Here is a 13,111-nt window from a genome sequence, read left to right on the forward strand (position 1 = left end):
TTACTATTATTCCGAAAGGACATGGAGGTCGTGATGCTATGTTTCTCTATTTGTCCCCGCTCTGGGGAGATCCGTCGGCTGCCGTTAAAGCGCTAAGATCACTCATGTAAAGGAGAGGTAGAGCATGGCTGCATGCATTCATGCGGAAAAACGTCCGCTATTGAATTCTTCCGGACTGCGGAATTTACGTCGGGAGGGGCGTCTGCCGGGTGTCGTATTCGGCAAAAAAGCGGACAACGAAAATATTCATATTTCCACCAGTCAGTTCGAGAAATGGCTGAAACAAGGGGCTTCCGGTTTTATCGAGCTGCAGATGGAGGGCGAGAATTCGGTGACGGTGCTGTTGGAGGACCTTCAGCGCGATCCGGTAACCCGCTCGCTGATTCACGTCGACTTCCAGCTCGTTCAGTCGAACGAGATCGTTCGCACGAAGCTCCCGGTGAAGCTCAAGGGCACTCCGATCGGAACGAAGTCGGGCGGCATCGTGCAGGTTCAGGACCCGTACGTGGAAGTGGAAGCACTGCCGAAAAATCTGCCGTCCTCGGTCGAGCTGGACATTAGCGAGATGGAGATCGGCGATACGCGGTTCGTAAGAGATTTGGAGCTGTCTTCCGAGGTAACTGTTGTTTCCGGGCCAAACGAGCTTCTCGTGTCGGTGTCCAAGCCATAATGTAAGGCCGGCGAATGAACGGGCGATCGTTAATCGAATGCGGTGTTAAAGCCGCTATCGATTTGCGATCGCCTGGCCGGTAATTTCTCTCGAACGTTCAACTCCTCTTGGAGCCCCCGTGGTATGTACGATTTAATAGTTGGCCGACAAATCCTTCTCCGAAGAGTATCTTTCCAGGGAGCCGCGGCTCCATCCTCCTCTAGTCTCGCAATCCGCTTCAGCTTCACAGCCATGACTCGTAGGAAGCCATCGATCCTAAAAGTGCCCACCCGCACGTATGAGCTTATGAACAATTCTAGATCATACTCTACCCGTTTTACAATTTGTCACCCTATTGTTTATTGAGGGGGTGAGTATAATAAGAACTGGGATGAAAGCGATTACAGTATAGGTTCGTAGATTCTACTGAGAAAGGGGGGATAATGTTGTCAGATTAAGCGGACTATGCAGGGACCCGGCCGGGCCAGGGCACTTTTTTGGCCTCCGAGCCGCGATCCTAGCCGAGCCAGGGCACTTTTTTGGCCTCCGCACGGTGACCCCGGCGTCGCCAAGGCGCCTTTTTGGCCTTCGCGTCGCGCCCCTAGCCGGGCCAGGGCACTTTCTTGGCCTCCGAGCCGCGATCCCGGCCGAGGCAAGGCACTTTCTTGGCCTCCGAGCCGCGATCCCGGCGTCGCCAAGGCACTTTCTTGGCCTCCGAGCCGCGATCCCGGCCGGGCCAGGGCACTTTCTTGGCCTCCGCGTCGCGCCCCCGGCCGAGGCAAGGCACTTTCTTGGCCTCCGAGCCGCGATCCTGGCTTGGCCAAGTTAACCTGCCAATGCTGGGGGAGACGAGGTCGCTCAGATTTGCGGAGCTGTAACGGTTTTATTGTTTTCTCATTCTTGCAAACGAGGTGAAAGCAGGATGAAAGACACTCATTGGATCAGCAAGTTCACGATTGCGGTTCTCATTGTCGGATTTGTCGGAGGTTGGTTAGGGAGTCCGGGCGCCTACGCGGAGCATGGTAAACCGACGGCGCAGAAAGTCGCGGACAGGGATTTTCCGTCTATCTTTCAAGCGTGGAACAAAGCGGAAGCCGGGCCGGGCGTGACGGGGAACGAGGTCCACGACACGGCGATGCATGACTTGTACTTCACGTCCACCCAGGGTCTCGGATTGCAGTGGAACGACGCTTCGCCGACGAATTCGGATGGAGACGGGCTGGGAACCGGGTTTACGTCAACGAGCATTGCGGCAGCGACAGCCAAGGTTCAGGCGCTGCATGCCGAAAACCCGAATCTGGTCATTTTGACTGAAATCCGATATTGGGCCGCATGGGAGACTTATTTACCCGCCGACCATGCCTGGTGGAAAAGAAAATCCGACGGCTCGAAAATCCCGGCATGGCAAGGAGAAGGAATGACGATTTACTATATGGACTGGGACAACGCGGCGTTCCGGGAGCATGTAGCGAATCAGGCGAAAGCCGCAGTGGACACCGGACTCGTGGACGGCATCATGATCGACTGCATGGCGATAGACGAATTCGGCGATGCCGATGCGGATCCCAACCGCGTGGATCTGATCGCGCGAATTCGCAGTAAGATCGGGGATAAGCTTCTGCTGATCAATTCCAACCAGTTGAAGAGACCCAACATGGCGCCCTACATTAACGGTTTGTATATGGAGGTCTGGCAGAGCAGTACGCCGGAACACATGCAACTGGTCTCGGATACGTTGAAATGGGCGGAAGAGAAGACGAGATCTCCCAAAATCAACGCCCTTGAGCTTTGGTATGACAGCAACCGCAACGATCTATACAAAATGCGTGCCGTCACAACGTTGAGCCTGACCCATGGCAACGGCTACGCGTTGTTTGCGGACCACAATGAAAACCCGAATCCCGACCATCTGCACAATTGGTACGATTTCTGGAATGCGGATCTCGGAAAACCCGTAGCCGCAGGCTATCAGAGGGCGGACAATGAATTGTTCCAACGGGAATTCGATAAGGGGACCGTCATCTACAATCAGAAGGGCAACGGAACCCAGACGATTACTTTCGGTCAGCAGCGAACCCGCGTATCGACTGGAACGACCGGGACTACATTTCAGGTGAACGATAACGACGGGGATATTTTCCTGTATGTCGGAGCTCCGCCGAATCCGCTTCCGGGACCGGCTGCGGCCATGCAGACCGATTATTATGCGGCAAGCGCAAGCTCGACGCAAGGGAATCATAACTGGTATACGCAATATACGGACGGAAGCGCCTATACGAACATGAGCTGGGACAATGCCAACAACAACCTGTTCCGGTTTTCGGGTCAAGGGATTTCCGTATTTGGCGAATTCGGCAACAACGGCGGGCGAATCGATCTGGGAGGCTCTTACGACGCCGTATTGAAATGGGTCGCGCCGGCGGCCGGGGACATCAAGATCGGCGCATCGATGCGCAAGGAATTCGGAACGGACGGAGATGGCGTTATCGTTACCGTGAAGAAGAACAATACCGTCCTATGGGGACCAACGCTCATCAACGGGATGACGCCGACGCAACTGAATCTGAATCAAACCGTCGTAGCCGGGGACAGCATCCTCTTCATCGCGAACAAAAATAACAATTTAACGGGAGATCAGCTGCGTCTGAGGCCGTTCGTCAAGCTATATACAGGTACGACGACTCCGCCTCCGGTGACGGGCAACGTCGCTCTCGCATCCAAAGGGGCCACAGTGACGGCTTCGACGGACAACGGCGTTAACTTTGCCGCAAGCGGCGCCATCAACGGAGATCGAAAAGGGGTTAACTGGGGCAATGGCGGAGGATGGAGCGACGGCACGTCCGGGGCGTATCCCGACTGGCTGCAAGTTAACTTCGGCGGGAACCGCACGATCGAGGAGATCGACGTATTTACGGTGCAAGACAATTATGCCGCCCCATTCGAGCTTACGCCTACCATGACCTTCTCCCAGTATGGAATAACAGCCTTCGACGTTCAGTATTGGAACGGTTCTGCATGGGCGACGATTCCGGGAGGAAGCGTTACGGGTAATGATAAAGTATGGAGGAAATTCTCGTTCGCGCCCGTTACGACCGACAAAATCAGGGTTGTCGTCAACAATGCGCTGAACGGCTACAGCCGAATTACCGAGCTTGAAGCTTGGACCGAGCCGTCGCCGCCGCCGTCGTCGGGCTCGAGCGAATCGATGTTTGCCTCCGTGACCGGCCCGCAATCGCAGGGGGATTGGACGGATAAAGAATTGGGCATCGTCTTCAGTTCGTCCGTCGCCGGCAAAGTCACGGAGCTGAAAGCGTACGTCGCTTCCGCCGCCGAAGCCGGAGCCCATACCGCGAGAATCTGGAAAAACTCGGACGGATCGCTAGTCGGAGGGCCGTACACGTTGAATTTCAGCAGTACAATCGGATGGCAAACGTTCGACATACCGGATCTTAATCTCTTGGCTAATACGGCTTACACGTTGTCCATCTCGACAGGGAGCGACTCCGGTCGGTATTACGCCATGAAAACCAACTCGATGTCTTCCGCGGGGAATAACGGCAGCCATCTATCCTGGCAGGCCCATGCAGGCGTATACGGGACGACGCTGGGCAACCGTCCTACGACTCAGGCGCTCTACGACGCGAATTATATGAGGGACATCGTTTTCGTAGCGAATTGATAGAATATACAAACAAGCAGGGTACCCGCGTTATTGGGGTACCCTGCTTGCTTGTACGGCTTAGCGGCTTTACTTATCCTCAAAGCCCGAATCGCCGGGAAACCGAATTTCCACAATCGTCCCTCTGCCCGGCTCGCTCTTCAGGTTGAGTCCGAAGGCTTCTCCATAGGCGAGCCTTAACCGATCGTGGGTATTCTGGATGCCGATGCCGCTTTCGGCTTGTTGCAGGTCATGCGCGTTATGACTGAACAACGTGCCCAGCTTATTCGCGGGAATCCCGATCCCGTCGTCCTCTAGAAATAATCGGATCGCAGCATGATCTCTTCTGCCCGTTAGTCGAATCGTGCCGCGCTTATTTTCCTTTTCCAAAATTCCGTGCAGGATGGCGTTCTCGACTAACGGCTGCAGCGTGATTTTCGGAATACGGCAACACAGCAGGGAAGTATCGATATCGATGTTGAACTCGACGGCGTCGGCGTATCGCATATTCATGATCTGAACATACGCTTTGGCATGCTCCAGTTCGGATTCGAGGGAAACGATGTTCATTCCTTTGCTTAAGCCGATTTTGTAGTATTTGGTGAGAGCTCTAACCATCTTCGTAATGTCCGGAACCTGGTGCTCGATCGCCGTACAGTTGATTAAATCCAACGAATTGTATAGAAAATGAGGATTGATCTGCGATTGCAGCGTACGAAGATCGGCGCTTCGCAGCGCAATCCCGAGCTGTACGTGTTCGTTCATAAGTCCGGTCAGCTTAACGATCATATAGTTGAAGTTTTCGACCAATTCGCCGAGCTCGTCTTTTCCGTAACGGGAAATGATGACGTTCAAATCGCCGGATTGCACTTTTTTCATACGTTTGATCAAGTGTTTGATTTTTTTCGTGCCGGCTTTGGAAGCTAGATAAGCAAGGAAATAAGCAAACAGCACGATCGAAAGCAAGATCGCGATCAATTGATTGCGAAGGGCCGTAATTCCCGCGAGCACCTCTTTGACCGGAACGACGGTGACAAGACTCCAATCGCTGCCTTCTACCGCCCGATGCGAGAGCATGACCGACGTATTGCCGATGCGCCGGGTATTCCATTCATTCGCGGGCAAGCTCAGCCACTCCTTCGCAGCCGGCAGCCCTTCCGGTCCGAGTTCGGGATCCGAACGGGCGATAATTTGCCCTTGGACGTTTTGCAGGTAAACGAGAGCGCCGTCCGTTATTTTGGTGTCGGTCAGTTTATCGGTTAGCGTCGATTGCAGGATATCGATTCTTATGACCCCGTTCGTGCGGGTGAAGTTGTCCAAGTTCAGCATTTTGCGAGCTACGGAGACGAGAGGGGGCGTTCCGTCCGCGTTTTCGTCCTCCTGCGGAATAAACCAATGGGCATTTTGTCCGGAACGGGTTAAATCCTCGCCCCATTGCTCGCTCAAGGCCTGCGACAGACCGAACAAATTGACATGGTCGTTGGCGTACACGAAATCGTCGCGCACGTAGAGTCTGACCCGGTAGAAGTCTTTGTTTCGCTCGAGAGTATTGGCGAAGTTCACGATGTTGGCGTAATCGCGCAGCTGAAGCGGGATGGGATGCTCGTCCGGATTCTGAGACAGCATCTCGTTCATGTTGCGGTCCAAGCTGAGGATGTCCAGCGCATTGATTGAGCTTGCGGTCAGGAATCCGAGCTCCGAAGCCGTTCTTCCCGTCGTTTTCTCCGCCAACTGAATCGTTTGTTTCTTGGCCATATCCGCCATTTTGGCATAGGAGAGGTAGGTATAGACGACCAAGGGGACGACGATGAGACTGAAAATGGCCAGCAGCCACTTCTGATGAAGCTTAAGAAAGTCGAATAGACGCATCATGGGCGTAGGCGCTCCCTGTATTCCGAAGGTGTCCAACCGACCTCTTTCTTGAATAATCTCGTGAAATATTTCGTGTCCGTATACCCTACCCGTTTGGCCACCTCATGGATTTTGTGTCGTGCGATAAGCTGCTTGGCCATCTCCATTCGAACGGACGTCAAATATTGATTCACGGTCAAACCCGTCTCGTTCTTGAACAACAGGCAAACGTAAGAGGAAGTAAGGAACAACTGAGAAGCGATGGAATTGATCGTCAGGTTCTGGTTGCCCGCTTGCTCGCGAATAATATGGGCGATCCGGGATACGACGCCTCCGGTTTTACCGCTGTTCTCGTTAGCCACGGATTCGGTTTCCCGCAACAGAAATTCCTCGTATTGCTCCAGAGTGGACAACGACGCCAACGCGTCGGCTTCCGGCAGGCGATTTCCGTTCTCGTGAACGGATAGACCTGCGAGTTTCCGCGGTCCTTGATAGAGCTGAATCCATAGGGAATAGAAAAGGTTTTTGACCTGCTCGACGGGCGTATCCGGATGTTGTCGCAGCTCCGATACAAGTTGTCGGATCAGTCTGATCGCTTCGTCTAGTTGATTGTTACGAAGATGGCGAAGCCATTGTTCCTGAAGATGAGGGTCAAATGAATACACGCGCGACGGCTCATTATCGAAAGTCAGTACATGAGCATAACCGAAATAAAACGAACGTTTGGATAACGACGAAGCCTGCTTATAGGAGTCGGGCAAAGAGAAAAGGTCGCCCACCGGCCCGCCGATGGCTATACATACGTTAGCCCCGTTGTTCCCGCACTCCCGTGCATAGTCTTCGACGGTTTGGCGAAGCTCGGGCATAGAGGAAGAGGAAGGCATGGCGGCTAGCATGACCCAGCTCTCCTGCTTAATTGCGCCCATGAGGCAACCGAATCCTAAATCGGATAAGCGCCGGTCCAATTGCCTCAATTCCGGGATCGATGGGACGGAAAGCTCTTCGATGCCGTCTTCGGCGGCTTCGAACCGAATGGAGAGGCACACGAACGTCCCCGTCGTTGGAAAACGAATATCCGGATGGAGCAGTTCATCAACCATTCGTTCTGGTTCCGGCTTCTCGCCGATTCCGCATAAGGAAACGACCAACTGCCGCGCTCTAAGCATCCGTTCGTGTTCCCGCAGCTTTCTCTCTACATTCCATTGCTGCAAGTCTTTCCGGTACTCCGCAACGACGGATTTTATGACGCGCCCGATCTCTTCCAGATCCACCGGTTTTTCGATATAGTCGAAGGCTTGCAATTTAATCGCGGTTTTCAAATACTCAAGATCCGAATAGGCGCTCAAGAAAATAATTTTGCAGCGGGGGAGAACGGCGCGAAGCTCCTTGGCGAGCTCGATGCCGTTCATGCGGGGCATGCGAACGTCCGTCAACACGATGTCGGGTACGAAAGCAACCGACTTCTGCAAAGCCTGCAGGCCGTCTTCGGCTTGTTCCACGTCAACGATTCCCAAATCGAACCACGGCACATACCGGTACAACGTTTGGCGCGTTTTAACTTCATCGTCTACGATTAAAAGCTTAACCATCTTATTCCCCCTCTCGTCGTCATCTTATCTTACAATTCCGCCCATTTGCAATCGCTTTCTTGACGCATCCGGAAGTCTATACGATTGACCGCCCTTTTAATAATTCGTCACCCTTTGCGCGTTCTGTAAGCGCTCTATAATAAAGTGTAGACCCGACGGACACTAAGGGGAAGCGTCATCGAGGAGGGAGGTGTAACATGCGCGGCAGCCCGTTGATGAAAGAGTGGACGAAAAATAAAGTGCTTTTTTTAATGGTACTTCCGGCTATCGTCTATTATTTTTTATTTTCCTATTTGCCGCTGGCCGGAATGGTGCTCGCTTTCAAAAACTATCGTTTCGATTCGGGCATTTTCGGCAGTCCGTGGGCGGGCTTCAACAATTTCGAGTTTTTCTTCAAATCCGGGAAAGCGTGGCTGGTCACTTCCAACACGGTGCTGTACAACGCGGCGTTTATTGTGAGCGGCTTGATTTTGCAAATTCTTGTGGCGATCGTCGTGGCTGAGATCGCAGGACGGTACGTCAAAAAACTGATGCAGACGACGCTGCTGTTTCCCTTTTTTCTGTCGTGGGTGGTCGTCGGCTCGTTCGTCTACAACTTGTTCAATTACGATGTCGGCTCCATTAACGGCATTCTGAGGGCGTTAGGGATCGAACCGGTGGACTTCTACGGCAATCCGAATTATTGGTCGTATATTCTGCTGTTCTTCAACAACTGGAAATATATCGGCTATAACTCCTTAATCTATCTTGCGGTCATCGTCGGCATTGACAAAAGCCTGTTCGAGGCTGCGGAAATAGACGGGGCAAGCATTTTCCAGCGCATAAGAGCGATCACGCTTCCGCTCATGATTCCCACCGTGATGATCTTGCTTCTTCTCTCGATCGGCAACATTTTCCGCGGGAACTTTGACCTGTTCTATCAGATCGTCGGCAACAACGGCTTGCTCTTCGACGCGACGGACGTCATCGATACATATGTATTCAGGTCGTTAATCCATTCGCAGGACATCGGCATGTCCGCCGCCGCCGGGCTTTACCAATCCGTTCTGTGCTTTGCGATCATCATGACGAGCAATTTCATTGTCAAAAGAATTCAACCGGATTACTCGTTGTTTTAGAAGGAGGGACGATATGCGGCGCCGATCCAAAGACAGGGCCCTCTTCCAAGCTCTCGGTTATCTGTATCTTGGCTGCCTTTCTCTATTGTGCTTGCTTCCGATATGGCTCATTTTCTCCGGTTCGTTGTCCAGCGAGGATGACGTCATTCGGCACGGCTACGAAATGATTCCAAGAAACGTGTCCTTCGCGGGATATCGAATGATGTTCGAGGCGCCCGAAGCTATCCTTAGATCGCTGGCCGTATCGGTTGCCTTAACGGTCGTCGGCGTCGCATGCGGGGCGTTTCTGACCGCAATGACCGCTTATGTAATTCAGCGACCAGACTTCAAGTACCGCAACGTCATTTCGTTTTACATTTATTTGACGTCCGTATTCACGGGCGGTCTTGTTCCCTGGTACATCATGATGGTCAATTATTTTCATATGAGAAACAACTTTATGGCTTTAATCGTTCCATTGCTCTTTAACGTGTTTTATATTTTGATCATGAAAAGCTTCTTCCGTGCGATACCGGATGCGATCGTGGAATCGGGCAAGATCGACGGAGCGGGCGAATTCACGATTTTTTTGAAGCTCGTGCTGCCGATTGCCAAGCCGGGACTCGCAACGATATCGTTATTTATCGCACTGGCGTATTGGAACGACTGGTTCAGCGCTATGCTGTTCATCAACAAAGATAGCTTGATTCCGCTGCAGCTCTTCCTCTATAACCTGGTCAACAAAGCGGAAGCGCTTAACAATCTGGCAGGGCAGACCGGCATCCCGATGACCGAATTGCCTAAGGAAACGGTGAAGCTGTCCATGACCGTGCTGGTGATTACTCCGATTATGTTCATTTATCCGTTCGTGCAACGTTACGTCGTAAGCGGGGTTACGCTAGGAGCGGTAAAAGGATAAGTCGAAGGAATGAAGGTTACTTAAATACGAACCGGGGAGGCATTACCGATATGCAAAAGTATGGGAGGAAGTTCCCGCATATCCTGGCATTTTCTTTATTTGTCGCGCTCCTCAGCGCGTGCAGTGGAAACAACGGCAACGGTTCCGAATCGCAGCCGGCAACGCTGCAGTCTTTTCCGTCCGCTACCTCGAAATCCGAAGAAACTGCGAGTCCGGCGGGACCCGATACTTCCGCAGAGGTCAAGCTGAAAATGGTATTGATCGGCGACGGCGCCCCTGACGTGAAGGAAGTGTACGGCGAGCTAAACAAGAAGCTGAAGCAAGACATTAATGCGACCGTGGACGTCCAGTTTCTGTCCTGGGCCGATTGGTTTCAGAAATATCAGTTGCTCTTCTCGACGGGCGACGATTTCGATCTGATCATTACTGCGACCTGGGCGCAGTTTGCGGACAATGCGCGCAAAGGCGCATTCTACGAGATGACCCCGGAAGCGTTGCAGAAGTTCGCGCCCAGATCGCTGGCGGAAAATCCGCCCGAGGTGCTGGAAGCCGGCAAGGTGGAGGGCAAGCAGTACGCGCTGCCGATGAACTATCATGAAATCACGATCAACGGTTACGTCGTCCGCGGTGATTTGATGGACAAATACGGGATCGCTTCCATCGATTCGATCGACGATTTCGAGAAGTATTTGGACGCCGTCGTTAAGAATGAGAAGGGCCTGGTTCCTTGGGAAGGGACGAATTACGACAACTGGATCATCGCCAAAACGCAGCTGGAGGAGCAACGGGAGCAGTATCAGCCCGGCAATCTCGGATTGCGGGTGAACTTGAACGACCCCGCGGCGAAGCTTATCGACGATATCGCGAACCCGGACCAAGACGCCATCGACTTATATCGGAAAATGGCCGAGTGGAACAAGAAAGGGTACATTTCCAAAAACGCGCTCGTTAATAAAGTGACCTCCAAAGATTCGTTCCTAAGCGGCAAAAGCGCGGCGTTCCTGACGAACCTGCTGGAAGCCAACGCGACCTACCAAACGGTCAAGGCCAATCATCCGGAGTGGGACGTACGCTTCTATCCGGCGAATACGACGAAGAAAGTCGTGGCTAACTCCTTTATGGCGAATGCGATGGCGATCAACGCCAAGTCCAAAAATCCGGAGCGCGCGTTAATGCTTCTCGACCTGCTTCGCAACGACGAATGGTATAACCAGACGACCACGTTCGGAATCAAAGGGAAGCACTGGGACGCGAGCGCGGACGGGAAGTTGGTGCTATTGCCCGCCAGTCAGGGTTATCCGCCCGATGCCGCATGCCCGTGGGGATGGCGCAACACGAAGTTCTATCTGTCTCCGAGCGACGGCTTGAGCAACTACGACGAGGTACTGGCATCTTATCGCGAGCGCGTCGTTAACACGAAGCTTAACAATTTCGCTCCGAATTTGGAGACGACGAAGTCCCTGCAAGCAGCGCTTAAGGAAGTCGAAAACCAATACGAGCTTCCTCTGCGGTTAGGCTTTGTCAGAGGCGATGTGGAGAGCAGCTACCAGACGATGATCGACAAGAAGAAAGCGGCGGGACAAGAAACGCTGATCGAAGATATTCAACGGCAGCTGAATGCCTTCTTGGGGCAATAAATGAAAGGATGCGTAAGGCAAATGGACGTTAAGGAGACCGTTATCGAATTGCTGGAGCAAGAAGGCTGGTGGGGCGGAGCCGTCAACGACGGGATGAGGATGCCCTTCGGATCGCTTCCTATCGATCGGGACTTGGCCGCCGGCTTGGAGATGAATCAAGGCGTTCCTTTGCTGATTTCAAACCGGGGCCGGTACGTGTGGTCGGAAGAGCCGTTTCGTTTCGCTTTCGAAGAGGGACGGCTATCGGTTCGGGGCAAGGCGGCTATTCGGTTCGGACGGCAGGGCAACACGCTTAGAGAAGCGTTTCAATTCGCGTCCCACGCTTTTTTTCCGCCCGACGGCCTAATTCCCGACCCGCTACTCTTTCGCGCCCCCCAGTACAATCTGTGGATCGAGATGAAGTACGAACCGTCGCAGGACAAAGTCGTCGCGTATGCGCAGCAACTGCTCGATAACGGATTTCCTCCGGGAGCGATCATGATCGACGACAATTGGCACGATTCCTACGGTTCGTTCGAGTTTCACCCCGGGAGGTTCCCGGATCCCGCATTAATGGTAGAAACGTTGCACAAGAAGGGGTTTCAAGTAATGCTATGGGTCAGCCCGTTTATTACGCCCGACACGGTAACGTTCCGAATGCTTCGGGATAGAGGCTATCTGCTGAAGGACCGGACCGGGGAGATCGCTGTACGGGAATGGTGGAGCGGATACAGCGCCCTGCTGGATTGCACGAACGAGGAAGCGGCGGCTTGGTTGCGCGGCAGGTTAAACGAACTGAGGGATCGTTACGGCATTGATGGATTCAAATTCGACGGCGGCGACCCGGATTTTTACGAGGATTCCGATCTGTCCGCGAATCCGGCAAATAAAAACCGGCATTGCGAGGCGTGGGGCGAGCTCGGACTCTCTTATTCTTTGAATGAGTATCGGGCTTGCTGGAAGCTGGCCGGCAGAGCGATTGTTCAAAGGCTAAAAGACAAATATCATCAGTGGGAGCAGGAAGGGCTTGCTGCATTGATCCCATGCGCTCTGGCACAGGGGCTGGCGGGCTATGCCTATATTTGCCCGGATATGATCGGCGGCGGGGATATTCAAAGCTTTATTCATCCGGATTTTACTTTTGACGAGGAGCTGTTCGTTCGTTATGCGCAATGCTCGGCCTTATTCCCGATGATGCAATTTTCCGCGGCTCCCTGGCGATTGTTGAATGAGGAGAATCTGTCCTATTGTGCAGAGGCCGCTCGTCTGCATGTGAGGATGGGGGACCGGATTCTCGCCTTGGCCGAAAAGGCCTCGGTTACCGGGGAGCCCATTATGCGAGCGATGGAATACGCATTCCCGGGGCCGGGATACGAGGGCATTCAAGACCAGTTTATGCTCGGAGACGACATCCTGGTTGCTCCCGTTCTGAAGAAGGGCCTTCTTGCACGCGAGGTTGTCGTTCCCGAAGGCTGCTGGAAGGGCGACGACGGCGTAGTCGTTACAGGTCCGTGCGTATTAGAGACGGCAACGCCGCTGTCCAGATTGCCTTGGTACGAGAGAGCGGCTCCGGATTCAACGAATGGAGCAAGCTTCGCTCGCTAACCGATTTAAATAATACCTTTAGGAGATTAAGATCGTCCAACTGAAAGCGCAACCATCTCTGCTACAATCAAGGCACTTGGCGATCCGCGAAGGGAATTCGCACAATTCGCGAGGATTGCCGCACATC

General features: G+C 53.2%; 8 protein-coding genes. 6 read left to right on the plus strand and 2 right to left on the minus strand.

What is annotated here, in order from left to right:
- Positions 1–124 precede the first annotated feature (124 nt).
- Complete coding sequence (locus DFP98_RS07180) at positions 125–670, plus strand: 50S ribosomal protein L25 (RefSeq protein ID WP_116059889.1); 546 nt, start codon at positions 125–127, stop codon at positions 668–670.
- A gap of 901 nt (positions 671–1,571) precedes the next feature.
- Complete coding sequence (locus DFP98_RS07190) at positions 1,572–4,328, plus strand: DUF4082 domain-containing protein (protein WP_116059891.1); 2,757 nt, start codon at positions 1,572–1,574, stop codon at positions 4,326–4,328.
- A 69-nt stretch (positions 4,329–4,397) separates the two neighbouring features.
- On the opposite strand, the gene DFP98_RS07195 is transcribed toward DFP98_RS07190, so the two are convergent.
- Positions 4,398–6,179 (minus strand): cache domain-containing sensor histidine kinase, encoded by a 1,782-nt coding sequence (locus DFP98_RS07195; RefSeq protein ID WP_116059892.1) that lies wholly within the window; start codon positions 6,177–6,179, stop codon positions 4,398–4,400.
- Complete coding sequence (locus DFP98_RS07200; RefSeq protein WP_116059893.1) at positions 6,176–7,747, minus strand: response regulator; 1,572 nt, start codon at positions 7,745–7,747, stop codon at positions 6,176–6,178. The genes DFP98_RS07195 and DFP98_RS07200 overlap by 4 nt, the downstream gene beginning before the upstream one ends.
- A 197-nt stretch (positions 7,748–7,944) precedes the next feature.
- Here DFP98_RS07200 and DFP98_RS07205 point away from each other — a divergent pair, with 197 nt between their 5' ends.
- From DFP98_RS07205 to DFP98_RS07220, 4 genes are read left to right on the plus strand one after another with little or no spacing between them, the layout of a single operon-like run.
- Entirely contained in the window at positions 7,945–8,865 is a 921-nt protein-coding gene (locus DFP98_RS07205) for an ABC transporter permease (RefSeq protein WP_116059894.1), read from the plus strand.
- Positions 8,866–8,878: 13 nt separating this feature from the next.
- Positions 8,879–9,763, plus strand: coding sequence for a carbohydrate ABC transporter permease (locus tag DFP98_RS07210; RefSeq protein ID WP_116059895.1), 885 nt, complete (start codon positions 8,879–8,881; stop codon positions 9,761–9,763).
- Between the two features lie 50 nt (positions 9,764–9,813).
- Positions 9,814–11,400: an extracellular solute-binding protein gene (locus DFP98_RS07215; protein ID WP_116059896.1), complete on the plus strand. Its 1,587-nt coding sequence runs from the start codon at positions 9,814–9,816 to the stop codon at positions 11,398–11,400.
- Between the two features lie 21 nt (positions 11,401–11,421).
- Positions 11,422–12,984 carry a glycoside hydrolase family 31 protein gene (locus DFP98_RS07220; protein WP_116059897.1) on the plus strand — a complete coding sequence of 521 codons (1,563 nt, stop codon included), beginning with the start codon at positions 11,422–11,424 and terminating at the stop codon, positions 12,982–12,984.
- Positions 12,985–13,111 lie beyond the last annotated feature (127 nt).

This window comes from Cohnella phaseoli (assembly GCF_003386235.1).
Taxonomy (GTDB): Bacteria; Bacillota; Bacilli; order Paenibacillales; family Paenibacillaceae; genus Cohnella; species Cohnella phaseoli.

Excerpts from the sequence above, each read along its gene's own strand:
- DFP98_RS07180 (WP_116059889.1), top strand. The coding sequence starts at position 125 with ATGGCTGCATGCATTCATGCGGAAAAACGTCCGCTATTGAATTCTTCC.
- DFP98_RS07190 (WP_116059891.1), top strand. The coding sequence starts at position 1,572 with ATGAAAGACACTCATTGGATCAGCAAGTTCACGATTGCGGTTCTCATT.
- DFP98_RS07205 (WP_116059894.1), top strand. The coding sequence starts at position 7,945 with ATGCGCGGCAGCCCGTTGATGAAAGAGTGGACGAAAAATAAAGTGCTT.
- DFP98_RS07220 (WP_116059897.1), top strand. The coding sequence starts at position 11,422 with ATGGACGTTAAGGAGACCGTTATCGAATTGCTGGAGCAAGAAGGCTGG.
- DFP98_RS07215 (WP_116059896.1), top strand. The coding sequence starts at position 9,814 with ATGCAAAAGTATGGGAGGAAGTTCCCGCATATCCTGGCATTTTCTTTA.
- DFP98_RS07200 (WP_116059893.1), bottom strand. The coding sequence starts at position 7,747 with ATGGTTAAGCTTTTAATCGTAGACGATGAAGTTAAAACGCGCCAAACG.
- DFP98_RS07195 (WP_116059892.1), bottom strand. The coding sequence starts at position 6,179 with ATGATGCGTCTATTCGACTTTCTTAAGCTTCATCAGAAGTGGCTGCTG.
- DFP98_RS07210 (WP_116059895.1), top strand. The coding sequence starts at position 8,879 with ATGCGGCGCCGATCCAAAGACAGGGCCCTCTTCCAAGCTCTCGGTTAT.